The sequence below is a fragment of the Nostoc sp. C057 genome, assembly GCF_013393925.1.
Taxonomy (GTDB): domain Bacteria; phylum Cyanobacteriota; class Cyanobacteriia; order Cyanobacteriales; family Nostocaceae; genus Nostoc; species Nostoc muscorum_A.
Window position 1 is genome coordinate 817068 of sequence record NZ_CP040281.1, and the last position, 24834, is coordinate 841901.

The 24834-nt window shown below is 41.3% G+C and carries 17 protein-coding genes and 4 pseudogenes; 12 read left to right on the forward strand and 9 right to left on the reverse strand.

Translation table 11 applies throughout. From position 1 onward, the window contains the following. The first annotated feature begins 1 nt into the window (after position 1). Entirely contained in the window at positions 2-268 is a 267-nt protein-coding gene (locus FD724_RS03395; protein ID WP_179071580.1) for a hypothetical protein, read from the forward strand. A 130-nt stretch (positions 269-398) separates the two neighbouring features. Here the strand turns inward: FD724_RS03395 and FD724_RS03400 are convergent, their stop codons facing one another. Beyond that, positions 399-1250 (reverse strand): peptidoglycan-binding protein, encoded by an 852-nt coding sequence (locus FD724_RS03400; RefSeq protein WP_179071581.1) that lies wholly within the window; start codon positions 1248-1250, stop codon positions 399-401. 233 nt (positions 1251-1483) lie between these two features. Here FD724_RS03400 and FD724_RS03405 point away from each other — a divergent pair, with 233 nt between their 5' ends. Beyond that, a complete protein-coding gene (locus tag FD724_RS03405; protein ID WP_179071582.1) occupies positions 1484-3808 on the forward strand; it encodes a tetratricopeptide repeat protein in 2325 nt (774 codons plus the stop codon). A gap of 337 nt (positions 3809-4145) precedes the next feature. Continuing rightward, on the forward strand, positions 4146-5504 hold the full coding sequence (gorA, locus tag FD724_RS03410; RefSeq protein ID WP_179071583.1) for a glutathione-disulfide reductase: 1359 nt from the start codon (positions 4146-4148) through the stop codon (positions 5502-5504). A 72-nt stretch (positions 5505-5576) separates the two neighbouring features. Here the strand turns inward: gorA and FD724_RS03415 are convergent, their stop codons facing one another. Next, on the reverse strand, positions 5577-7937 hold the full coding sequence (locus FD724_RS03415) for a CHASE2 domain-containing serine/threonine-protein kinase (RefSeq protein WP_179071584.1): 2361 nt from the start codon (positions 7935-7937) through the stop codon (positions 5577-5579). A 740-nt stretch (positions 7938-8677) separates the two neighbouring features. Between FD724_RS03415 and FD724_RS03420 the strand changes: the two genes are divergently transcribed. The 3 genes from FD724_RS03420 (at position 8678) to FD724_RS03430 (ending at position 11481) form a co-directional block, all read left to right on the forward strand. Beyond that, positions 8678-9199 (forward strand): NYN domain-containing protein, encoded by a 522-nt coding sequence (locus FD724_RS03420; protein WP_041565194.1) that lies wholly within the window; start codon positions 8678-8680, stop codon positions 9197-9199. Between the two features lie 95 nt (positions 9200-9294). After that, positions 9295-10899, forward strand: coding sequence for a 2-isopropylmalate synthase (locus FD724_RS03425; protein WP_179071585.1), 1605 nt, complete (start codon positions 9295-9297; stop codon positions 10897-10899). A gap of 75 nt (positions 10900-10974) precedes the next feature. Continuing rightward, positions 10975-11481, forward strand: a complete 507-nt coding sequence (locus tag FD724_RS03430; RefSeq protein WP_372726502.1) for a GNAT family N-acetyltransferase — start codon at positions 10975-10977, stop codon at positions 11479-11481. A 183-nt stretch (positions 11482-11664) separates the two neighbouring features. On the opposite strand, the gene FD724_RS03435 is transcribed toward FD724_RS03430, so the two are convergent. Both FD724_RS03435 and FD724_RS03440 read right to left on the reverse strand, forming a co-directional pair. Continuing rightward, complete coding sequence (locus FD724_RS03435; protein ID WP_179071586.1) at positions 11665-14121, reverse strand: HEAT repeat domain-containing protein; 2457 nt, start codon at positions 14119-14121, stop codon at positions 11665-11667. A 122-nt stretch (positions 14122-14243) separates the two neighbouring features. Then, complete coding sequence (locus FD724_RS03440; RefSeq protein WP_256874439.1) at positions 14244-14402, reverse strand: hypothetical protein; 159 nt, start codon at positions 14400-14402, stop codon at positions 14244-14246. Positions 14403-14561: 159 nt separating this feature from the next. On the opposite strand from FD724_RS03440, the pseudogene FD724_RS41900 reads away from it, so the two are divergent. From FD724_RS41900 to FD724_RS03465, 6 genes and pseudogenes are all read left to right on the forward strand, one after another. Beyond that, positions 14562-14669: pseudogene (locus tag FD724_RS41900) on the forward strand (type II toxin-antitoxin system ParD family antitoxin); the annotation flags it as partial. Positions 14670-14729: 60 nt separating this feature from the next. Then, positions 14730-14813: pseudogene (locus FD724_RS41905) on the forward strand (type II toxin-antitoxin system ParD family antitoxin); the annotation flags it as partial. Between the two features lie 109 nt (positions 14814-14922). After that, entirely contained in the window at positions 14923-15072 is a 150-nt protein-coding gene (locus FD724_RS40570) for a type II toxin-antitoxin system RelE/ParE family toxin (protein WP_256874440.1), read from the forward strand. Between the two features lie 144 nt (positions 15073-15216). After that, positions 15217-15567 (forward strand): metallophosphoesterase, encoded by a 351-nt coding sequence (locus tag FD724_RS03455; RefSeq protein ID WP_179071588.1) that lies wholly within the window; start codon positions 15217-15219, stop codon positions 15565-15567. 669 nt (positions 15568-16236) lie between these two features. After that, positions 16237-17682: an ATP-dependent DNA helicase RecQ gene (locus FD724_RS03460; protein WP_179071589.1), complete on the forward strand. Its 1446-nt coding sequence runs from the start codon at positions 16237-16239 to the stop codon at positions 17680-17682. A 367-nt stretch (positions 17683-18049) separates the two neighbouring features. Beyond that, positions 18050-19936, forward strand: coding sequence for a S9 family peptidase (locus tag FD724_RS03465; protein WP_179071590.1), 1887 nt, complete (start codon positions 18050-18052; stop codon positions 19934-19936). Positions 19937-20200: 264 nt separating this feature from the next. On the opposite strand, the gene FD724_RS40270 is transcribed toward FD724_RS03465, so the two are convergent. From FD724_RS40270 to pheS, 5 genes and pseudogenes are all read right to left on the reverse strand, one after another. Then, positions 20201-20506, reverse strand: coding sequence for a hypothetical protein (locus tag FD724_RS40270; protein WP_218651497.1), 306 nt, complete (start codon positions 20504-20506; stop codon positions 20201-20203). 69 nt (positions 20507-20575) lie between these two features. Beyond that, positions 20576-21590 (reverse strand): annotated as a pseudogene (locus tag FD724_RS03475) (transposase). 215 nt (positions 21591-21805) lie between these two features. Continuing rightward, positions 21806-22872, reverse strand: a pseudogene (locus FD724_RS03480) (ISKra4 family transposase). A gap of 179 nt (positions 22873-23051) precedes the next feature. Continuing rightward, complete coding sequence (locus tag FD724_RS03485; RefSeq protein ID WP_179071592.1) at positions 23052-23639, reverse strand: Uma2 family endonuclease; 588 nt, start codon at positions 23637-23639, stop codon at positions 23052-23054. Positions 23640-23806: 167 nt separating this feature from the next. Then, the gene (pheS, locus tag FD724_RS03490) at positions 23807-24799 is read right to left on the reverse strand and encodes a phenylalanine--tRNA ligase subunit alpha (RefSeq protein ID WP_179071593.1); all 993 of its coding nucleotides are present in this window, start codon (positions 24797-24799) and stop codon (positions 23807-23809) included. Between the last annotated feature and the right edge of the window lie 35 nt (positions 24800-24834).

Genomic DNA, 24834 nt, shown 5'->3' on the forward strand with positions numbered 1-24834 from the left:
TATGCGTCACAATAACTTACAGCAAGAAGCAATTCAACTTGAGTTGCTTAAAAAAACTTTGCACGGTTGGCAGCCAGCTTTTCCGCTTGTTGAAAGCTATGAATGGTCAACCGATCAGCTAGAGCATCACTTCGGTATTTCACGCCAAGAGTTATACAAAATCAGGAGTAAACCCCATCTCTGGCGTTCCTCAATTTTGGTTTTTTTACACCTGCGAAAAAATAAATGGCGGGTTTACAGCCTCAACCCTTTACAAATTGGGGGATAAGGTAAAAGTTGTTGCCCCAAGTGCCATCGCATACCCGCCCGAAGCGATCGCAATTTTTTACAAGCACAACCCGAAAATTAGACACAACATAAAATAGCGACCGCTCATCATTTATTCAACTACCGAATGCTTAATTAAACAATGTCCCCAAGAAATTGATAATTGGTTTCCAAAAGATACCAGTCAACACATAAGGAGCATATTGTAAAAGCGGTAAGCTTGACTGCTTCGACGACTTTATCGGTAAACACTCCAAGAGAAAAGGCACTATACAGGTAAGCCCATAGGCAGTTGCTAAGGCTGTATTCCATTTAGGTTCATCTCCTGGTATGGGGCTATAATAAATACCCAGCATAATGAACGAGATCATTAAAAACTGCTCCCATAAAAACCAGGATTGAGGTGGTAAAAAATAAACTAACTGGAGAAAGCTGTTGTTATCTATTTTTTGTCGCATCCCCAAAAGTACAGCCCAAGTTGCAGCGCCAACAATACCATCATCTTTTAGTCCATAAGTTCTTTGAAAGCGTTTAACGCCTCTCTCAGTTTCACGACTAAAATACCCGTCAGGTTCTTTTTTAAAAAATCCTTCTTCATTGAGAATAATTTGCAGTTCTTTAACTGCATCATGTAACTTTGGAGACATAATTTTTTGATTGCGGTAAAGCTTTGGGTAGAAAAGGCAAGCCCAACTCAGTGGCCCAACTATCCCATCTACCTGAAGATTATTAGCTTTCTGAAATTTAATTACAGCCTCTTCTGTTTCTAAGTCAAACTTACCACTAATAGTTGAGAGAAAACCCTGAGCTTGCAGTCGCTCTTGGAGTTCATTGATTGATTCTTGTGCAGAGTTTGGCGAAAAGCCTCGGTATAATATGGGACGTTTATTGAATACACAGACTTGTTTTTCTTCTGGAAAATAACGTCGGGATTGTTTTAGCCCAAACAAGAGGTTTAAAAAGTTAAGTGTTTTATTTGTCATAGTTTTATTGAGTAATTTGTGAAAAAATCATCTGGCAAAGTTTTACAGCCTAGAAGTCGATATGGTCGGCAGCCTCTACGTACTAGAGACAAAAATAAACTTATAAATTAGCTTACTGGTTAAAATTAAGACAGGAGTTAACACTGTTAAAAAAATGTTACTAATTTGTCAAACTTTTGTTCGTTAAAATGTTGCTAACGCCACATTGATGACGAATTTATTGGGTAATATTTATGCCAGGTCAGTCAGAAGATTGGAATTTACCTAAAAGTTGGAATCGCAAGATTTTGCAGGACTGGGAGATAGACCGACTACTGACGAATTTGGAGGTTACGCTTCAAAAGCGTTACAGGCAAAGTACTAGGAAAGACTTGTTACTTGGGCTACTCTGTGGGTACAGCTTGAAAAAGATTGGTCAAGATTTGCACAAAGAAAACGCTGCTGTCAGAGCAGGGTTAAGCAATATCTATCGGGATATTGAAGTTTTGACAGGAGAAGCAAATAAAAGTGTTAAGTCCAGCAATCTTGTCTACGTTTTGGAAAGACATGGTTATCGTAGAGGGTCTGTTGTAGCTGCTATCCAACGCCGTGACATCCCCCACAATTTGCCAGCACCGACTTACACCCAATTTATTGGTCGGGAGGCAGATATGAAAAAGCTATTAGAACGCCTTTCGTCAGTGCATGGCGCTCACATGATTACAGTACATGGCATTGGTGGCGTAGGTAAAACAGCGCTGGTGTTAGCAGCCGCTTATCTATGCTTAAAAGCTAGTAACGAAAACTCCTCTGACGCACCCAAATTTGATGCGATTATTTTCACTTCAGCTAAACAACAAGAACTTATTCCCACTAATAGTATCTTGTGGCGGCAACAGGGACAGCGTAATCTACGCGATATCTTTCGAGAAATTGCTAATGCTTTAGACGATCCGACAATTCTTCAATCTCCTCCCAATGACCAATTCGATCGTGTTCGCCAAATTCTCTCAAAACGGAGAACACTGTTGATTGTGGACAATATGGAGACTATAGAGGACAGGAATGAGGTTATTGAGTTTTTATATAATTTACCCATTTGCATCAAAGTAATAATTACTAGCCGCGAACAAATTGCCTTGTTGCCAATCCGTCTGCGAAACTTACCTCCAGATGATGGTTTGCAGTTGATTCGACAACAAGCTGAAGAAAAAGGTATAAGCATCAACGATGAGGACTCTAAGCAACTCTACGATCGCACTGGCGGCATCCCTCTGGCGATCGTATATTCGCTTGGTCAATTATCCGGTGGCTACTCCCTAAACTCGGTATTGAATCGATTAACCTCGGCTACAGGTGATGTAGCTCGTTTTTGCTTTGAGCAATCAGTGCAAGGAATCAAGGGAAAACCACCCCACAAGTTACTCATGTCACTGGCGATTTTTCCTGACTCTGCCATACTCGCAGCTGTGGCTGAGGTTGCTGGACTAACAGCTGCTCCTGATGCTGTAAATAATGGCTTGGCGCGTTTGCAGCAACTTTCCTTGGTGAATCTCAATCCAGAGACTAAGCGGTTTGATATGCTCTCTCTGACACGTGAATATGCCTTAGCAGAATTAGCCGCTTACCCAGATTTTGAGAGGGAAGCACGAAGGCGCTGGGTGAGATGGTATCTTGATTTTGCCCACAATTATGCCGGAGAAGATTGGGAAAAATGGATACACTACAATAAGTTAGAACCAGAAGAAGGAAATCTGCGAGCAGTACTTCATTGGTGTGAAGACAAAGAACACTATGAAGCAGTTAGGGATTTATGGCTTCTCTTAAGCCACTATGCAAATCTCTATGCCTATTGGGACGATCGCTTAGATTGGCTGCAATGGCTCATAGAACAATCAGAACGGCGTGGTGAATGGTCTTGTTTTGTAAAAATCATCGTCCGCAAAAGCTGGCTACTAATTCGAGAGTGTTCCTCTGTGAGTCTGAAAGAAGCAGATAAAATTTTGCGCCGGACGTGGATTTTGCGTGACCATGCAGATTTATGTGTTCAGGCTGACTTAGCCGAAAGTATGGCTAGGCTGCAAATTAGACAGAAGGATTATCAAGATGCACGCCACTGGCTAAGTGTAGAAGAAAAATTGGTGATCGAGGCGAATCTAGAAGAGCGACAGCACATCCGCTATTTTATTCCCGTTCTTTATCATCAGGCTGAAATCCATTATTTAGAAGGTGAATATCTTTCAGCAAAGAAGCTCTTTCAAGAGGTGATGAAAAGTGCAGAAAAAATTAGTTGGCATCGGGTGATCAATTCTGCTCAAAATTGGCTGGCTGATATTGCAATTGAACAAGGCGATCGCGATCAAGCTGAAAAACTATTAATTCAAGGCTTGACTGTTGCTGAAACGACTCACAACAAGCGACGTTTGGCCCGCTATCGGCGTTCTCTTGCCCGTTGGGAGAAAAAGTGGGGAAGTGCAGAGAAAGCCTACAAATTGTCAATTAAGGCTATTGATGGTTTTAAGCTCTTGGGAATGACACGGGATGCACAGGAGATGCAAATTTTCCTTGATTCACTGTAATCATAGGCGCTTATGTTGCCCACCCGACAAGATGGAATAATTTATTTATTTCTTGGAAATCCCTAAAAGCGCGATCGCATATCCACCAAAACTAGGCAAGATATTTTTTTACAAGATAATGTAATATAACTTAGCAGTATTCGAGCGATGCCTAGGTTGGGCTGCGCCTACGCTATTCCTTTTCAATCTAATTGCAAGCAAAGCGGCAATTTGCTACATATCAAAATGGTTCCATCCAAACTTGTCCACCTAAAGACAGTAGATTAAGTTTTGTCTGAATAACTATAAGGAATGAAATAGCTCTGCTTTCCAAAAAGTAAAAAAGGAACAGATTTTTATGGCATTTGATTACAACCTGTTTGTCATTGGTGCTGGGCCTGGTGGATTGGCAGCAGCTAAAAAAGCAGCTAGTTACGGTGTCCGTGTCGCTATTGCCGAACAAGAATCCATCGGTGGAACCTGTGTAAATCGCGGTTGCATTCCCAAAAAACTGATTGTCTACGCTGCTGACTTCGCCCTACAAAAGCAAATAGCGCCCAGTTATGGATGGAGTGAGTGTCAAACATATTTTGACTGGACATTATTCATTAAGTCAGTACATCAGCATCTTGACACCCTCAACCAGACTTACTTTCAGCAATTACAGAAAGCTGGAATTGAACTAATTTGCGATCGTGCCACTTTCATCGATGCTCATACTGTCGATATCAATGGACTTAAAGTTACAGCCGACAAAATTTTAATTGCTGTGGGAGGGCAACCCCTCAAGCCCAAAATCCCAGGTATAGAATATGCCATTACATCCCGCGAGATGTTTCAGTTACCTTATCTACCGAAACGTTTAGCAATTATTGGCGGTGGCTACATTGGCGTAGAATTTTCCAGCATGATGCACGCTTTCGGTTGCCAGGTGACGGTGATTGAAAAAGACGAGATGATTTTATCAGGGTTTGATGATGACATTCGCTCTACGGTACAACAAGGTTTGAGCAAACGCGGAATTAAGTTATTGACTAGTAGTACTGTTCAAGAAATCAAATACTCTGATGAGAGTTTGTTATTAACTATTACTGGTAAGAAGCGACAAATCATTACAGCAGATACGATCTTGGTTGCCACAGGTTACGCTCCAAATACCAAGAATCTTGGTTTAGAAAATGCCCATGTTGAACTTGGCGAACATGGTGCAATCAAAGTAGATGAATACAGCCGCACCACCCAAGAAAATATTTTTGCTGTGGGTGACTGCACCAGCCGAGTGCAATTGTCTCCCGTGGCGAAGGCAGAAGGTATTGCTTTTGCCAATACAATTTTTGGCAACAAGGTGCAAAAACTGGATTATGATTATGTGCCCTCTGCTGTTTTTTGCCGTCCAGAAGCGGCTGGTGTGGGGATGACGGAGGCGAAGGCACGGGAAAAATTTGGTGAATCTGTACAATGCTACTGCACCCAATTCCAACCACTTTTGTATCAGTTAACCGAACAGAATCAGCCAACCACTATGAAGTTAGTTTTAAATGGCGATTCTGGGCAAGTTTTGGGCGCTCATCTGGTGGGTGAACACGCAGCAGATATCATTCAAAGTCTGGGTGTGGCAATTCGCAAGGGCATTATCAAGGAAGACTTGGATGAAATAATAGGTATTCACCCTACGGTAGGAGAAGAATTTTTTTCGTTAAATCAGGTGCAGGAATGAGTGAAGGGGGCAGGAGGCAGGAAGAAAACTGCCTTCTTTATAGATTTTTCTTCCCGTGTCCCCGTGTGCTTCTCAAGAAGTTTCTGAGGATACCTCTGAGCAAGATTTTGTGGGAGCGTTTAATTGGTCTAAAGTATTTGTTAATGAGTCATCCCCTAGCATTGGGTATCCTCTGTGGGAATTTACCACATTGTCAAAAGCTTTCAGATCCTCAAGAGCCTCTGATGCAGACTGATATCGGTGTTTGAAGTCATCCAGCACCATTTTACTGAGAATATTAGCAACGGAGCGGCTTACCTGAGAGCGTAGTTTACCGCCGTAGGCATCACTCCATTTTATCTCTCCATCAGCATCTCTATCTAGCTCACGGGGTGCTACACCAGTCAAGGCTCTAATCCCAACCATACCCACTGCATAGATGTCACTACTGTATTGGGGACGGCCAAAACATTGTTCGCTGGGTGCGTAACCCTGAGTTCCAATGCCAATGGTAAAGGGGGTTTGCTCTTCAGTATCAAGCTGTTTTGTGCTGACTTCTTTGACGGCTCCAAAGTCAATCAATACCAGTTTTCCATCTGAGTGTCGCCGGATAATATTACTGGGCTTAATATCCCGATGAATCACATTATTTTGATGAACAAATGTTAATGTTTGCAATAAGTCTCTGACAATTTTGATCGCGGCAATTTCATCAATTGCTCTACCTGGTGGCAATTCCTGATTTAAAGTATGACCAATTATCTGTTCTTGCACTAGATAAAATTCTTCATCTTCTTCAAAATATGCCAAAAGTTGAGGGATCTGATCGTGTGTTCCTAATTTTTCTAGGGTTTGCGCCTCTGAGTGAAATAAACGTCTGGCAAGTTGCAAGGCTTCTGGTTTAGTGCTGGCTGGTTTTAGTTGCTTGACAACACATCGCGGACTCCCAGGACGTTGGGTATCTTCGGCAATATAGGTTTCGCTGAATCCACCGGAACCGAGAACTTTGACAATTTTGTAGCGTCGAGCCAAGACTTTTCCTGATAAGGCTAAATCTCGTTGCTGGATTAAGTATTGCAAGTCATATTGTTGACTTATAATCTCTTGAACAACGGGAGATGTTTGATACTTCTGGAAAATGTTTACTAATTGACGTTTTCTGATGCTTTCTCTCATGACTGAGGTTCCCAGGTAGGAAAGTCCGGTCATGGCGATCGCAATCATTGGTACAATCGTAGGAAAAATTAATTGACCATAGACAAATAACCCATAGCTAATTCCTAACCAAGCGCCAGATAGGGCGAGGCTATATAAAAATCTATTGATGCTACGCTTGTGTCTGATAATCATCAAGGCTGCACTGCCAACTAGAACTAGCACAAACAAACCCTGCAATGGTGGAGTGTTAATTCCTGGAGCGATCGCTTTCCCTAACATCAAAGTTGCGATCGCATTGGCATGAATTTCCACGCCCGACATCGGTTTAGCGCTGTTGCTAGCAGCGACTGGATAATAATCGTTATTTAACTTATCTGTCGCACCAATCAGCACTATCTTGTCTTTGAAGACCTTTCCCTGCTGCAAATAGGTATTCCAATTTTCCGGGTCGAGTACGTGCCAAAAGGGTATTTGCTCAAATGTACCCGCAGAACCCCAAAAATAAATGCGATCGCCTTTTGGTCGCGGATAATTTACTCGTGCTGTCCTGAGTACTGCTTCATCAAAAGAGGGTAGCTTCTCGATCAAATTATCTTCACCCAACGACTTAGAAAACTCACTCGCCAATCGATGAACTTTACCATCCACCTCTACGGGGAAATTAACTGAGCCAATAGAAACTGACCCTGTACGAAACATCTGTTGTGGGTCTGTCAGTTGCGTAAAAGTCCCTTGGTGCGTCTGAGAATTTTCGTAGACGGCCGCTAAGGTAACTTTACTGCCATATTTTTGCAATACTGCCTGGAATTGGCGATCGTCAGTAACTCCATAACTACTCGGCGTGTCAAAAACTACATCTATCGCTACAGAGCGGACACCTGCTTTAATTAACTTTTTAATTATCTGGGAGTATGCAGCACGTTTATAAGGATAAGATTTCAGTGTTTCTAGGTAGGCATACTGTTTTGGATTTGTTTTATAGTACTGTTCGGGAACTGATATTGACTGATCGTCTATTGCTAAAATTACGATGTCTTCTGGAGGCACAATCGGCCCACGCAGTTGAAAAAAGCCAGAAAGCGCCTTATTTTCCATCAATTTAACCGATTCGCCACCAGAAGCACTCAGCAATGCTGCACCCATTACGCAAGCTCCAGCGAGGAGATGACCTAAGTGAATCATCCATCTAGACTGGCGAGCTGATGCTGTTGACGTTACTTTTGTCGGTTTACTTGACAGTCTATTGGCAGCAGAGACATAGTTTTTAGTTAAGGTAGATGTAGGTTCTTCTGCCATATCGTGTTACTGATTGATTTAAGTCCAACACTTTTATTTATTCAGACCACGTTTTAGTGCAAGCACATTGAAATAAGACTTAAATGATAATCTTATACATTTGTAAAGTATCTTCTATTCATCAACAAACCTTTATTGGCAGAGCTAGCCCCCAAGAGATTCCTACTCAGGTACTGCCTAAATTATTGTTTTTCTGTTAAGTGAGTTACAACTAGTGATTGTCTCACAGATCAGAGCCGGATCTATTTCGCCTCTGCTAATTGGTTGCGGCGAGATTTGATCCTAACCTAACCAACAGGTACGCTCCTAACTGGGTGTTTTACCAGAAGCTGTCCCAAGGCCGTCTTCTGTCTTTGGCGCAATATTGGTACTCCCAGAAAGCATGTCCTGATACTGAAAGCTCTACCTATAGATAGGCATAAACTTATATCCTACCCTAAGCTTATGCTATACCTCTTTAGGAGTAAACTTTAATGTTATACAGCGATAAATGCTGTTACTGGTTCAATTTTATTGGTAGATTTTGATCAGAAGGTAGCTCTTGCAGTGCTGGAGGTGAATAAGGTTTAGCACCCAGCATCTCAACTCCAATGTTGCATCCGTTGTTATGCCTTGAAAGAGGTAGGATAAAAGCTATAGATGAAGAGCTACTTTATAGATATTAGCAAACTTGCTATTTGAAAATTGCTATAATCTATTGTTCCATCTAAATTCATATATATTATTAGGTGTAAATTTGTATGGGTTCTCCAATGAATCGTCTGTCTATTTTTGTAGACGGAAACAATATGTTCTATGCTCAACAAAAAAATGGGTGGTTTTTTGACCCACGGCGAGTCTTAGAATACTTTAAACATGAGCAATCAGAAACAACATTAATTAATGCATTCTGGTACACTGGCTTAAAAGACCCACAAGATCAACGAGGTTTTAGAGATGCTCTAATTAGTCTAGGATATACAGTCCGAACTAAAATCCTTAAAGAATATTATGATGATACTTCTGGTCGTTACTCGCAAAAAGCGAATTTAGATATTGAAATTGTTGTAGATATGTTTAATACAGTAGACCAGTATGACCGAGTAGTATTATTCAGTGGTGATGGAGATTTTGAACGAGCAATCGAACTATTACGCTCAAAAAATACACATATTACGGTAGTATCAACAGAAGGAATGATCGCTAGAGAACTACGGAACGCTACTGATAGATATATAGATTTAAATGATATCAGAGATCAAATAGAAAAAACTGAAGGTTAATAGCCTTAGCAATTATTTACAAAGGTAAGAGTAAAAGAAAAACTAAGGTTGAAGATATATTGAGCCACAAGTAAAAATTAAACAACAAACCGCAAATGACAAACAAAACAGATCGAATTATCATTTTTGATACTACACTGCGAGATGGAGAGCAGTGTCCGGGAGCGACTCTGAATATAGACGAAAAGCTAGTTATTGCCAAGCAACTAGCGCGTCTGGGTGTGGATATAATTGAGGCAGGCTTTGCCTTTGCCAGTCCCGGAGATTTTGAAGCAGTCAGCAAGATTGCCCAAATTGTGGGGACAGAAAATGGTCCGGTAATTTGCAGTTTGGCAAGAGCGATTAAAGCAGATATTGAAGCGGCCGCAGAAGCATTAAAACCAGCCGTAAAGGGCAGAATTCACACATTTATTTCGACTTCTGATATTCATTTAGAGTATCAGTTACGGAAGTCACGGGCAGAGGTGTTAGCGATCGCCGAAGAAATGGTAGCTTATGCTAAATCCTTCATGACAGATGTCGAATTTTCGCCGATGGATGCGGCTCGTTCCGATCCAGAATTTTTGTACCAAGTGTTAGAGCGAACGATCGCAGCTGGTGCAACAACAGTTAACATTCCCGATACCGTGGGTTACACCACCCCAAGCGAATTTGGGGCAATAATTAAAGGCATTATCGAAAATGTCCCCAACATTGACCAAGCGATTATTTCCGTTCACGGTCATAATGATTTAGGCTTGGCAGTTGCTAACTTCTTAGAAGCCGTAAAAAATGGCGCACGGCAACTAGAATGTACAATCAATGGGATTGGCGAACGTGCCGGTAATGCCTCATTAGAAGAATTAGTAATGGCGCTACACGTCCGGCGGCAATATTTTAACCCTTATCTCGGCAGACCAGAAGAATCTCAAGAATCCCTGACAAATATCGACACCCGACAAATTTATAAAACCTCACGCTTAGTTTCTAATTTGACGGGAATGTTGGTACAACCAAATAAAGCGATCGTCGGGGCGAATGCCTTTGCTCATGAGTCTGGAATTCACCAAGATGGTGTCCTAAAAAACAAGCTCACTTACGAAATTATGGATGCCCAATTGATTGGCTTAACAGACAATCAAATAGTTTTGGGCAAACATTCAGGGAGAAATGCTTTCCGCACTCGATTGAAAGAATTGGGTTTTGAACTGTCGGATAGTGAGCTAAATAAAGCCTTCGTTAGATTCAAAGAAGTAGCAGATAAAAAGAAAGATATTTCTGATTGGGATTTGGAAGCAATCGTTAACGATGAAATTCAACAAGCACCCGATTTGTTCCGGGTAGAGTTGGTACAAGTTTCCTGCGGTAGCAACGCCCGTCCTACTGCTACAGTTACCCTGCGTACCCCAGAAGGTGAAGAATTAACCGATGCAGCGATCGGTACTGGGCCAGTGGATGCAGTTTACAAAGCCATCAATCGGGTGGTGAATGTGCCCAACGAATTGATTGAGTTTTCTGTGCAGTCAGTAACAGCCGGTATTGATGCCATTGGCGAAGTAACAATTCGTTTACGTTATGAATCTAAAGTGTTTTCTGGTCATGCAGCGAACACAGATATCATAGTGGCATCTGCACAAGCTTATGTAAATGCGCTGAATAGGTTGTATTCTGCGTTGCAAAGACAAGAAAAGCCAGAGGAAGTAACTGCACAGAAAGTCTGAGATCGGAATCTGTGAAACTGCTAGTTTTTAGCTGATGCTAACAAACTCCTCTCCAACTTTGGGGAGGAGTTATTTGTGAGTTCCAAAAATTTGTTAGAAATTATGCTGACAGAAAAACATATAACTATCAGAGAAGCTACTACCAAAGAAGACTCACTGATTGCAAAACACTTTTACCAAATGTGGCTAGATATTGGTGTTGATGAGAGTAATATTATTCTGGATTGGCAGAATATTACCCTCAAATTTATAGAAGAAGCGCGTCGAGATTTGTTTTATAAGGCTTTTATTGCAGAGATTGATAATACAGTTGTGGGTTCTGTTAGTTGTCAACTGTTTGCAGGTTTATACCCAAATGTTTTCAAAGATGAATACCGCAAATTTGGATATATTTGGGGCGTTTATGTCGAACAATCTTACCGCAGACAAGGAATTGCCAAATCCTTAACTAATAGAGCAATTGAATATTTAAAAGCGATCGCTTGCACGCGTGTGGTTCTTAACGCCTCGCCATTGGGTAAACCAGTTTACTCCAGCCTCGGTTTCTCTGAAGGGAATACAATGCAATTGGATTTGATTTAACAAAACAACTAATTTTGATTTAGTTATAGTCCAATACGCTTGGGTTAAGCATTTCTTTCTTCTCTTTGTGACGAGACGCTGCGCGAATGCGTTTTACCCTGCGGGAAGCCGCTCCGCGTCTATGCAGTTCGTTAAAAAATTGACTTTTGCAAAGAGTTTTAGCCTTAACTGAACTGTATTGGTTTATGGTATTCGTGTTTGCACAGTAGTAGCTGGTGTATTGGTTGAAGGTGTAAACCCAGCCAGTTTACCCGACTTTTGGGGTACAAAATCTGTTTCTTTGCTACCTTGAACCTCAGATAAGTAGCAATCTCGCACTGCCAACAACAAGCCTTTGATGGCATCTGGTGCGCCTGTTTTAACTAAATCGTCTGCTTTTTTGAAAAAATGCGATCGCCATTTGCCATCGTTATTGCCATACAATTCGATTAAATACCAACCTGCAAGATACTCAGCTAAAGGATCGAGACAGAAACGGATTCTGTCTTTGGCAGAACCGATAGTTTGAATCAGGTGTAGGCGCTTTTCCAAATAATTGAGGTGTGCTTCGGGGTCATCAATACCCAAAGCTGCTAATGCAGCAATAGCATCTGCACGCTTGGCGGTTCCTGGTTGATAACTTTGCTGCAAGCATTCCCAGGCGATGGTTTTGGCAATTTGATGAACAGTGCGGTCATCAAATTGCTCGTCTGTAACATCACGATTGAGTTCATTGATATAACCCAGCATCAAATTAGGAATATTTTCTGGCAACGCAGAAATATTAGATGTAACGTCTTTACTGGCGATTAATTGTTCAGCATAGAGTTTAGCGAGCAAGACAGTGATATTATTTTGACCGACCATCAAAGAAAGACGGTTACAAGCGTCAAAAAATTCCTGGTCAGTAAAGCGATCGCGTTTACCTCGCTGCATGAGATAAGCTTCCATAAAAGACGATAGTTTATTCGCCTCAATCCGCAAAGGTTTAATTATCGTCTTATTAACCCGCCCCAGCTTTTCTTCAATTCGGGAAGTAATCACCAATGCATTCACCGGGAACTCTGGCGACTCCGGCTCAATTGCTTCTCGTGTAGTGGCATTCATTTCTGAGAATCGGTCTACAATCACTAGAATGCGTTTCTTTCTTAACAAACGTAATAGTAATTCTTGACAAATCGGCTCTGGTTCATCAATTAAAGCTTGCAACTGTCCTCTGATAGCTTCTAAAAGCGGCGACTTACCTTCAGTTACCCGAAATTCTTCTTCTAAAAGCACAGGTAACATCAAATGTTTGCAGAGTTGTTGGTCTTGATCCTCAGCCATTGCCCATCCAGCGATTCGACACGCTAAACTGGTTTTACCTACACCCCCTTCCCCACCAATTACTAGACAGCTACGTTGTTTCTCGAAAGTTGAGCGCAAATTCTCATTCATCAGTTGGGGAACTGTTGTACCATCCAGAACAACGGGAATGGGAATGTAACAGGCGCGACTGTTAACTGTATCCTTTTTAGGGAATTGTTCGCGGGCTGCTTTGATATATTTAGCTACCCACGCATCTAATACTCTGGGATGGTAATGAAACCAGCCAACAAATAGCACATATCGCAGAGGTACATTAACGCTGATAAATGGGAGAGAAAAATCTGTGTAGGGTTTGAGGGCGTTGTTAATTTTCAACAACCATAAAGGGGCTACCCGCAAGAGAATTAACCAAATAGAAGGCAATAAGATAAGGTAAGCGGCAATTCCCAAGAGTAATTTATGCTCAAATAGCGATTCCAGAACTCTATCAAAGAGGCGAGTTTCTTTTTCTGCTTTCAGGGCATTGAGAGGGCGACGTATCAGCCTAATGTCCGTCTCTGTGAATTTATCTTTGTATTTTTGTATAGTTGCCAATACTTGCTCAAAGTCTGAGATGACTTTCTGCAACTTGGAGGTAGGTAAAGCATTTGCTTTGTCCTGAAAGCCTGCCGCTATTCCTCCTAAACCTTTGATAGCACCTAAACGCACGTAGAACTGGCTATCATTCAACAAGGCAATTAAATTCGGGACAGAAGATACTGCTTCTGTACCCATTGCACCCAAAGCGTAAGCAGAATTGTAACGTACAGTGGGGTTCTTATCTTTTAAGGCAGCAGTTAATACTGGGACAGCTACTTTCGCTTCTATACCAATTTTCCTGAGTGCAGAAGGAACATAAATGCGAACGAATTGCTCCTTGTCTTGTAATGCCGCCATCAACGATGGAACTGCTGCTTTGGCTGCTGTACCAATATTTCCTAAAGCTAAGGTAGCGTACAGGCGGACTTGTCCATCCTCATCCTGCAATGCCGCACTTAAGGCAGAAACGGCTGGTGCTGCTTCTGCACCCAAATCTCCTAAAACCGAAGCCGCGTGCCAGCGAAGATTACTATCTTGATTCTTCAACGCTTCAATCAGAGATGGCACTGCTGCCGAACCGATATTAACTAATGCATCTGCTGCAAGGCTTCTGATGTGGGCATCGTTATCTATCAGCTTCTCAATCAGAGGAGCAATTTTGCTGTCAGTAGTGATTTGCGCCCAACTATTGCTTGTGCATAGTAGGAACAGTGTCAGGCATAAGACAACTACCTTGAGCGCACTAAGTAATACTTGTCTGGTATGCTTTGTCATTGAATCGGATTGAATCACCCGATGAACAACTCCAGTCAGAGAAACTATACCTAAGATTGTAATCTAACTGTCAATGTGGGTCAGCGATGTCTACGACGGGCTACGCTTACGCACTGGTTTGCTCAAGCTTGATTAGCATTAGGATTTAAACGCATCATGATTTTCTCTGGTTCCGTCAAATTTTTAAATCCATAACGTCGATAAAGTCCATGAGCATCTTTTGTACCTTGACGAAACACCTTGGTACGAGGAAGGTAAATATCGATGGTTATGGGTAGCAATTACAAAATACAATTGCGGTTTACCACATCGGTAGTCGTCGCCAGGAAAGGCTATTACGCTTGAACGCTTACGGCATTTGTGGGATGGTTAGTTACCGATCGAGAAAGCAATGCTGTTAGAATCTAGATAAGAATATTAATTATATAGAGCTAGAAAATATGTACATCCAAATTAAACCAGAACTAGAGCAATTTATTCAGGCACAGCTTGCAAGGGGTAGATTTACTAATGCAGATGATGTCATCAATGAAGCCTTTAAACTATTACAAGAAAGAGAGCAGCGACTTGAAGAATTACGGCAAAAAATTGCTGTAGGAACTGAACAAATTGCTAAGGGGCAAGTAACTGACGGCGAAGTTGTATTCGCCAAATTACAAGAAAAAATTCGTCTAATTGCTGAGGAGTCTGCTGAATGAGTAATTATTCATTTTCAGATGCAGCAATTCAAGATTTAGATGAAATTTGTAGCTTTTTGATGACATTCGCTCCAAATGTAAACTAGTAGCGAGTTTTCCCAATATGGGAAAAAGTTATGGAAGGATTGTACCAAATTTGCGCGGTTTTGTTGTGGATGATTACATTATATTTTACTATCCGAGAGAAGACGGAATTAGTATTACTCGTGTTGCCAGTGGTTATCGAGATTTAGAATCTTTGTTCGTAGATTAATAATTAAACTGTAAATATGTTTTGGTTTAGTAATTATCGCTCTATTCAGGGCATAAAACTAACTTAATACAATACAAATACGATACAGGTGTATAGAAGCCAAGCATATATAGTATTTTAAAATTCTTCAATTATGGAATTAGCATGAAAATTCACATATTAAGTGATTTGCATCTTGAATTTAAACCCTTTAATACTCCTGATATAAATGCGGATATTGTTGTTTTAGCTGGAGATATTGATTTAAGAGAAAGAGGACTTAAATGGGCAATTCAGAACATTCCCAACAAACCAATTATATATGTATTAGGTAATCATGAATACTATGGAAGTGCTTATCCAAGGCTTGTTGAGAAGCTGAAAGATTATTCATTAGGAACTAATGTTCATGTTCTAGAGAATGATTTAGTTACCATTGAGGGTGTAAATTTTTTAGGTTGTACTTTATGGACTGATTTTAAACTGTTTGGTGAGCCACGTATGGCAGGTGTATAAGCTAGTCAATTCATGAACGATTACAAGAAAATTAGATTAAGTCCTCAATACTCAAAGTTAAGAACTATTGACACAGCGCTAATTTGTAAAAAATCAGTTAATTGGTTAAAAAATACATTATTTGGCTTGTCTGGTAAAACTGTAATTATCAGTCATCATGCTCCTAGTGTAAAGTCCAGGGCAAACGCATCTAAAGTATAAGAATCCTTTAATAGCAAGGGTTTTGGCGTTTTTTAATTTAGCCTATTTTTTCATCAAGATCCTTGCCCAGCAAGGGTTTCAGAAATCCCGTGCGTTCGCCCTGGTGTAAAGTCTATACCTTCTCAATATAAAGAAGATATTTTAAGTGCTGCTTATGCTTCAAATCTTGATACTTTAGTTGAAGAGTCTGGAGCATTATTATGGATTCATGGCCACATTCACAATCAATTAGATTATCAAATCGGTTTGACTCGCGTTATTTGTAATCCGCGTGGTTATCCAGATGAACCAAATAATTACTTTAATCCAGGATTATCAGTAGAGATTTAAGGAATAGTTCAGGAGTCAGGAGAAACCCGCTTTATACCTCAATACAGTTCAGTTAAGATGATGAAATTACTGAACCATTAGCTGCATAACAGAGGCTATATTCAGCATTCAAGGATATGGGTGCATTTATCATTGATTATGAATCAGCCTACAACAAAATCTTGGCAAGAAGTTCGAGCAGCTTTTAAACAAATCTGGGGTTATGAAGATTTCCGTCCACCACAGGGAGAAATTGTCAGCAGTTTGTTGTCACAGAAAGATGCGCTGATTATTATGCCCACAGGTGGCGGAAAGTCAATTTGTTTTCAACTTCCCGCACTGCTACAAACAGGATTAACCTTGGTAGTTTCGCCTTTGGTGGCGTTGATGGAAAACCAAGTTCAGGAACTACGAGAAAGCCACCAAAAAGCAGCACTTTTGCATAGTGAATTATCTTCATCTCAACGCCGTGCAACTCTGCAAGCTTTAGAACGCCAACAGCTAAGATTACTTTATTTATCGCCCGAAACTTTGCTCAGTGCGCCAGTGTGGGAAAGATTATGTCACCCGCAATTGCAAATTAATGGCTTGATTTTAGATGAAGCTCATTGTTTAGTGCAGTGGGGTGATACTTTTCGCCCAGCTTATCGCAGATTAGGGGCGGTGCGTCCGGCATTACTCAAATCAAAACCACCAGGAACAAAAATTAGCATCGCCGCTTTTACTGCTACTGCTGACCCCTCAGCCCAAAAAATTATTCAAACAGTTTTACAATTACAGCAACCAGAGATTTTCCGGTTGAATCCTTACCGTCCGAATTTGCATCCCACCGTTCGTATCGCTTGGACACCACGAGGTAGAAAACAACAATTATTAAAGTTTATTCAAAATAGACCGCAACAATCGGGATTAGTTTATGTTCGCACTCGGAGAGATAGCGAAGATTTAGCTGAATGGTTGGCAGAGATGGGTTTTGCTACAGCTAGCTATCATGCGGGATTGGGTGCAACAGAACGCCGTGAAGTAGAAGCAAGCTGGTTAAGTGGCAAAATCCCCTTTGTTGTGTGTACCTGTGCGTTTGGTATGGGGATAAATAAAAGTGACGTTCGCTGGGTGGCACATTTTCACGCGCCACATCTGCTATCTGAATATGTGCAAGAAATTGGCCGTGCTGGAAGGGATGGGAAACCCGCAGAGGCGTTGACATTGGTGAGTGAACCTACGGGGTGGTTAGATTCAGGGGATAAGCAAAGACAGGAGTTTTTTCAAGAACAAATGCGATCGCAACAACAAATAGCGCAGCAACTTGTGAAAAAATTACCAAAACAGGGAGAAGTGAATGCAGTAACTCGACAATTTCCCGAAGGTGCAACGGCGCTAGCTTTACTCCATAGCAACGGTCAGCTAAACTGGCTTGATCCTTTCCATTACACCATTGGGCAAAAAGCGGGAAATCAGCCACCGACGCAATTACACGCCGCGAAGCAGATGCAGCAATACCTAACAACTAAGCAGTGTCGTTGGCAGTTTTTGTTAAACGCCTTTGGTTTTGACAAAGAAGCAGCTAACCTGCGTTGCGGACATTGCGACAATTGCCGTCAATGAGTATAAAAGACTCGTTCACGAGTATAAAAGACTCGTCGCCGAGTATCAAAGACTCATCACCGAGTATAAAAGACTCGTTCACGAGTATCAAAGACTCATCGCCGAGTATAAAAGGCTCGTTCACGAGTATCAAAGACTCATCGCTGAGTATAAAAGACTCGTCACCGAGTATCAAAGGCTCGTTCACAAGTATAAAAGACTCATCGCCGAGTATCAAAGACTCGTTCACGAGTATTAAAGACTCATCGCCGAGTATAAAAGACTTTGACTTTTGACTTCCGCCTTGCGGTACTAGGTTCATCCTATTGGATGAATTGTCATTTTCACCACCAAGTGACAATAGGGTAGTCAAGTAGAGGATAAAAATATGTCATCTGCTCAAGCGCCCTCCCTACCACCGTTGATTCCGCGCGAAATCCTGTTTGGGAATCCCGAAAAAACTAGCCCACAACTTTCCCCTGATGGCAAGTACTTGGCATATATCGCCCCTGATGAGAAAAATGTCTTGCAGGTATGGTTGCGAACTATAGGACAAGAAGACGACCAGATACTAACTGTCGATAAAAAGCGCGGTATCCGCATTTTCTTCTGGACTTATAACGCCGACCAGTTAATTTATATGCAAGACTCGGATGGCGACGAGAACTTTCATCTCCACTTGGTTAATATTCACTCCAAGATTGTGCGTGACTTAACGCCATTCCAGGGTGTAAAAGCCGAACTTGTGGAACTGGAACCAAAATTTCCAGATCAAGTGCTGGTAGCTTTGAACTTAAACAATCCCCAAAAGTTTGACGTTTACCGGATTAACCTTAAAAATGGTGCGGTTGAGTTCGACACCGATAACCCCGGTAACATTATCAGTTGGACATCTGATGCTGAGTTTCAAATACGTGCAGCGACAGCTAGTACACGCGATGGTGGTTATGACCTCTTATTGCAGAAACCAGATAAACAGTGGGAAATCCTCCGCCACTGGGGGCCAGAAGAAGAAGGGAATTCTGTTAGCTTCTCAGATGATGGTAAAACCCTTTATATTCAAGGGAATCACGATGCTAACGCCAAACGTCTGCTAGCTGTTGACCTAGATAGCCGTCAAGAAACCGTTATTGCTGAAGATGAACAGTATGATGTCGTGGGGATAATTATTCACCCATTGACGCGAGTCATTCAAGCAGTTTCTTTCTACAAAGATAAACAGGAATGGCAGGTAATCGATCGCAGTATCGCCGCAGATTTTGAAGAAATCGCTAAGGTGCGTCCCGGAGAATTCTCCATAATTAGCCGCGACTTGGAAGATAAAACCTGGCTAGTAGCTTATAGAACTGACAATGGGCCAGTTTATTACTATGCCTACAACCGAGAGTCCAAAACTAGCACTTTCCTTTTTAGCAACCAACCCAAACTCGAAGCGTTGCAGTTAGCTTCAATGCAACCAATTTCTTACGAAGCGCGGGATGGCTTAACTATCCACAGTTACTTGACAACCCCTGTGGGAATACCTACGCAGAATCTCCCAACAGTACTGCTGGTTCATGGCGGCCCTTGGGCTCGGGATGTTTGGGGTTTCTCTCCCACAGCGCAATGGCTAGCTAACCGGGGTTATGCCGTTCTGCAAGTGAACTTTCGCGGTTCCACTGGCTACGGTAAAGCATTTTTGAATGCTGGGAATCGGGAATGGGCTGGTAAAATGCACGATGACTTGATTGACAGTGTTAACTGGCTGGTGGAACAAGGCATTTCCGATCCGCAAAAGATTGCGATTATGGGCGGTTCTTATGGAGGTTACGCCACTCTAGCAGGGTTAACTTTTACACCAGAAATATTTGCGGCTGGTGTGGATATTGTCGGGCCGAGTAGCCTGATTACTCTGATAGAAACTATACCGCCTTATTGGGAACCATTGAAGGCAATGCTTTCTCATCGTGTCGGTAACTTGGAGACAGAAGAGGAATTTCTGAAATCGCGATCGCCTTTATTCTTTGCTGACCGGATTCAAAAACCTTTACTTATCGGTCAAGGTGCAAACGATCCACGAGTGAAACAATCAGAAAGCGATCAAATTGTCAACGCAATGCAACAGGCTGGTTTGCCAGTGCAATATGTACTTTACACAGATGAAGGACATGGTTTTGCTAGACCAGAAAATCGGTTGCACTTTTTTGCGATTGTAGAAGAGTTTCTCGCCAAATACTTAGGTGGCAGATTTGAACCTTTGGCAGATATCCCCGGTCATTCAGGAATAGTGAAATAGAGTTTCAAAAGGGTGGTTAGTGTCATTCACTGACCACCTGAATATTTTTGATTTGGAAGGATTCATCCATACAACAACTGATTTCTAATTTCATCAGATGTTAGTGTACTTATCAGAATACCAATCCGTAGGGGGGAAAGGGTTTTTTCTGAGCCGCTTTCCCCTTTACCTCTTAACCTTTTTCGTACTTCTACAAGAAGTCTATTCAAGAAGCATCTTGATAAACCAAAGAGTATTCTTATACATTCAACAAGAACTTTGCAGTCAGCCAGGTAGATATGGCACACAAACAGGACTAAGTACCAATGCTACAACCAACCATATACCAAGCCAGGCCACCCCACCCATCGATCCCGCTTCTGAAGGTGGCGTGTTGAGATTACTAAGCCACTCAAGTAGCCCAGTAAGAAACATTGGAGCGATCGCTCCAAATACCACTCCAACAAACCAGGCGATCGGTAACAACAGCAACATCCACGTACAGCCTAATTTGGTCGATGCTTGATAGCTGATCCATAAAGATGGACTCAAGAACAGCAGAAGTAATACAGCTATTAGACCTAAATGCATAGTTCTTTACAGGACTTACGCAACTGTCACAAGCAATGGCGCGGTGTAGCCGCGCCGTGCGCCAAACAACTAGGCAATAAACATGGGAACATTCGGACGTTTTAGTTGCTGAACTAAATAATTTGATAACAATCCATGCTTAATTTGATAGATTGTTTGACCAGTTTTATAAGCTAAATTTTTGAGCCTAAGCCAAACTAAAATAGCGCAGGCAATATGATTTCTTTGAATACGACCCTTACGACATTGGCATGATTCAATACCAGTCAATTGTTTTAATTCTCTATGAAACTCCTCAACCTTCCATCGTACCTTACACACTTTTTGTACAACGTCCGTAGAATCTTGAGATAAATCGTTTGTAGCGATAAAATCCGTTTTGTCGGTGGAGACAATTACCCGGAACAGTTTCACTTTTTTCGCTTGAGGAAACTTTTTTATTTTAACTATTTTACCTGATTTCAACTCCTCTTCATTCCAAGATAACAATTCAACTTTTTGATAATCTTCTTCACCTGCTGTATCATCAACAAGTCGATTACGTTTTAGAGGACAATAATAATATTTTCCTAATCCATCAATATATAACATCAATTTATTTGTCGCATACCAAGTGTCCATCAAGACAGCTTGAAATGGTAAAACCTTATTATACACAAGGTTTTGCAGCATCTCCATCACATGGTCTATCTTTGTTTTTCTTTTCTCGTTCTGGGTCATAAATGCGATAGTCAACTACCCAAAACTTTCCGAGTTCATGATTTACATATACACAATTTACTAGCCCAATCCCTTGAATTACACCATGCTCATTGCCACTATATTGGCGTTTACTTGGCTCTATTTCAATAGCATATCGTTTATCAATTACTGTGTCATCAAAAACCAAGTAGGCGTTCTCATTTATTTCTATTAAATCTTTCACGTTATCCCAAAGAATCCGAGGTGTTAATTTTTCGTTCTTTAAATAACGGTTGATTTTATCATGACTGATCTGCTCTAAATGCTCTGCCAAATTTGTCAGCGTATAATTAATCTGACTACTTAACAAGTACTGGCAATAGTTAAGTTTAGTAAATCTCATAAAGCTACAGGATTTATTTTATGCCTCCTCAGCTAATCTTCTCATGATTTGATGAATACTTAATACAGCCGATTACTGTTACTAATTTCAGCAATGTTCTCTGAGTACACCACCACCTTCTAGTACATAACTACTATAAAAATGCGATCGCACTGTGCCAGTTGCGTAAGTCCTGCTTTATATCGGGAGCATCCACTTTTGGAAGAAACACCTAATCAGACAGCAAGTAAACCATTAAGATAAGCTTAAGCGTTCAGAGAGGATGTGATTAACACTTTCAACATTCCACTGTGCGCCAGAAATTTTAATCCTTAAACCAATTTGTTTAATTGCAGACTCAACGGCACCAGAACCAATAGAACATAATTGTTCAGCCTGATAATAGCTGTAATTGACAATGCGAGGGAGATGCTTTTCCAGATAAGCGATGAAATTTTTAGCTTGTTTACCTCGGCAATAATTAAATAAAGTCTTGGCTGCTTCTACTTGACCTTTCCACAATAAAGTTTCCGCAGCTTTGAGTCGCTTCAAAGAACCACCAACTTTATAAAGATTTTCCTTTAGATGATACCAATCCAAAATTTCACAGCGAGAAAACTGGTCTTGACCAAATTCTCGCACTAGATTCCACACACCATCGTGACCATCTCCCAAGCAAACAAGGGGGTCTACCAACTGTTGGCTATTAACATAATCAATTAATGATTGGTTGTCATCAAAAAATGCACCATAGTAAATCCCTTGCAGGCGAACAGTTTTATAATCTCGCCAGTGACAACCTGCTTTTGGTTTACCTCGCAGTCGAACTTTGCCTCCATCTACACTTACTTCGGAGACGGCTTGCAATGCTAAGGGTAGTTGAAAATCTTGTGACAAAACTAATTTTTGTTGGGTTGAGTGACCAACTTTTACTCCTGTTAGTGCCTCTACCTCTATTTCTGCATTCTGGTAGGAAATATTTGCTGATAGTCTCAAACAACACTTTTTCAGTAATGGACTTAACCTAGTTCTTGGTTTTAAACCCAGTCTCTGTAACTGTTTAGCTTTAAGAGTTAGTTCTCCAACCAGGCTTTTTATTTTCCTTGTTTTACCTACTTTTGTCCCTGTTTTCTGTTCGACAAAAAAAGGGCTATTTCTGGACTCACACGTTCTAGTATTTGACTACGAACTTTTTTTCTATACTTTCTAGGTCTGTTAACTGACTCTTATCCGCTTCTTCATATAGTAATTTTGCAAGTTCCCTTACACAGGCTTTTATTTGTTCTTCTCTATCTTGGCTCATAGTAGTTGATGCACTCTTTTTATCTCCTTTTACATTCTCCCTTATTTTGTATATCTTCCAAAAGTGGATGCTCCCTTTATATCTTAAAAGGCGCTGTCATGGACGTTAAATTCATTTTTATGCTTTTTACTAAAACACTGATTCAGTAAGTATTCATTTATCGGGTACTTTCACAAAGCTTAGATATTGCTTTCTCCGGCGTTGAGTACTTGCTCTGCGGTTAGCTTTAATTCTGGGAAAATAGTAGAAGCGATCGCAGTATTTCCTGCAAATCTGGTTTCTTCATAAAATCCGTCAACTAATATAAGTACGGTGACTCTGTTCATTTGTGGATCGACAATCCAATATTCAGCAATTCCTCTGGCTGCATACTCGGAACGTTTGTAGCGATAGTCCCGATCTTCGTTAGCTTTGCCAGGAGAAACAACTTCGACAACTAAAGCCGGAGGTGGCATATCCAAGGTGATTGTAGATCGCGTTGCACCTTCTAAAGCTGTTGCAAGTTCATCCGTCAGCACAACTAAGTCAGGAATGCGAGTTGTAGCACGAGAACCAGCAACAACAATTTCAACTTTGTTACTTAACCGATTAACTGGAACAAACTTGAGGAAATTTACCAGCAAAAATAGAGATATCTGGACATTTTTTGGGCTTTCAGGTGGCATGAAAACTAACTCACCTGCCACCAGTTCATACTGGTTATCCGTGCCATCATCATAATTCAAATATTCCTCAAGCCTTAAATGTTTGCCAATGATTGCAGTCATATCACTTCAATAGAAGTTACATATTGATAGTTTACCAAATACATCAATCCTGATTTCTTATTTAAAACCACAGATAATCATGGGTATTTATCTGTGGTTATATTTTCATCTAATTTACTTTTGCAAGAGATTTAGTAAACCCCTGATTATTGAAAGCGGTCGCTTCCCTAAAATTGCTGCAAAAACCGCAAATCACTAGCATACAAGCGACGAATATCATCGATTTGATGTAACACCATTGCAAAGCGTTCTACACCAAAACCCGCAGCAAACCCTGTATAGACTTCTGGGTCATAACCCACAGACTTAAGTACATTTGGATCGACCATACCACAGCCCATAACCTCCAGCCAGCGACCATTCCACTGCAAATCTACCTCAGCCGACGGTTCAGTAAACGGAAAATAACTGGCGCGGAAGCGAATAGGTAAATCGCCAAATATTGCTTGTAAAAATACTTTAATTGTGCCTTTAAGGTCTGTAAAAGTTAGCCCCTCATCAATGGCTAAAAGTTCTATTTGATGGAAAACTGCTGAGTGCGTCGCGTCTACATTATCTCGCCGATAAACTCGTCCTGGAGCCACAACCCGAATCGGTGGTTCTTCTCTTTCCATGTAGCGAATTTGCACTGACGAAGTATGAGTGCGGAGGAGATTACCATCTGGCAGGTAGAAGGTATCCTGCATATCACGGGCGGGGTGATCTGGCGGGGTGTTGAGAGCCTCGAAATTATAATAATCTGTTTCCATTTCTGGCCCTTGAGCTACGGTGTAGCCCATACCAACAAAGATATCCAGTGCCCGATCAATAATTCCATTGAGGGGATGAATGCGACCTTGGGGGCTGTAAATTCCCGGCATAGTTACATCTAGGGTTTCCGCCTCTAGCTGGAGGTGAATTTGCGCGGTTTCTAAGGCAGCACGTTGCTGGTCTAGACTAGTTTGCAGGGATTCTTTGACTGTATTGGCGATCGCTCCAATTTTTGGCCGTTCCTCTGCACTCATTTGCCCCATACTTCGCAACAGCGCCCCCAGTTCCCCTTTTTTACCCAGATAGTTAACTCTGAGTTCCTCCAGACGTTCTAGGGTGTCGGCGGCTGCGATCGCTTTTTCTCCTTCTTGCCGCAGTGCTAAAAGTTGAGCTTCTAAATTGCTAGTCATTAGTTATTAGTCATTGGTCATTAGTCATTAGTCTA

Coding starts and splice junctions, on each gene's coding strand:
- FD724_RS03395 (WP_179071580.1), top strand. CDS start 2: ATGCGTCACAATAACTTACAGCAAGAAGCAATTCAACTTGAGTTGCTT.
- FD724_RS03400 (WP_179071581.1), bottom strand. CDS start 1,250: ATGACAAATAAAACACTTAACTTTTTAAACCTCTTGTTTGGGCTAAAA.
- FD724_RS03405 (WP_179071582.1), top strand. CDS start 1,484: ATGCCAGGTCAGTCAGAAGATTGGAATTTACCTAAAAGTTGGAATCGC.
- gorA (WP_179071583.1), top strand. CDS start 4,146: ATGGCATTTGATTACAACCTGTTTGTCATTGGTGCTGGGCCTGGTGGA.
- FD724_RS03415 (WP_179071584.1), bottom strand. CDS start 7,937: ATGGCAGAAGAACCTACATCTACCTTAACTAAAAACTATGTCTCTGCT.
- FD724_RS03420 (WP_041565194.1), top strand. CDS start 8,678: ATGGGTTCTCCAATGAATCGTCTGTCTATTTTTGTAGACGGAAACAAT.
- FD724_RS03425 (WP_179071585.1), top strand. CDS start 9,295: ATGACAAACAAAACAGATCGAATTATCATTTTTGATACTACACTGCGA.
- FD724_RS03435 (WP_179071586.1), bottom strand. CDS start 14,121: ATGACAAAGCATACCAGACAAGTATTACTTAGTGCGCTCAAGGTAGTT.
- FD724_RS40570 (WP_256874440.1), top strand. CDS start 14,923: ATGGGAAAAAGTTATGGAAGGATTGTACCAAATTTGCGCGGTTTTGTT.
- FD724_RS03455 (WP_179071588.1), top strand. CDS start 15,217: ATGAAAATTCACATATTAAGTGATTTGCATCTTGAATTTAAACCCTTT.
- FD724_RS03460 (WP_179071589.1), top strand. CDS start 16,237: ATGAATCAGCCTACAACAAAATCTTGGCAAGAAGTTCGAGCAGCTTTT.
- FD724_RS03465 (WP_179071590.1), top strand. CDS start 18,050: ATGTCATCTGCTCAAGCGCCCTCCCTACCACCGTTGATTCCGCGCGAA.
- FD724_RS40270 (WP_218651497.1), bottom strand. CDS start 20,506: ATGCATTTAGGTCTAATAGCTGTATTACTTCTGCTGTTCTTGAGTCCA.
- FD724_RS03485 (WP_179071592.1), bottom strand. CDS start 23,639: ATGACTGCAATCATTGGCAAACATTTAAGGCTTGAGGAATATTTGAAT.
- pheS (WP_179071593.1), bottom strand. CDS start 24,799: ATGACTAGCAATTTAGAAGCTCAACTTTTAGCACTGCGGCAAGAAGGA.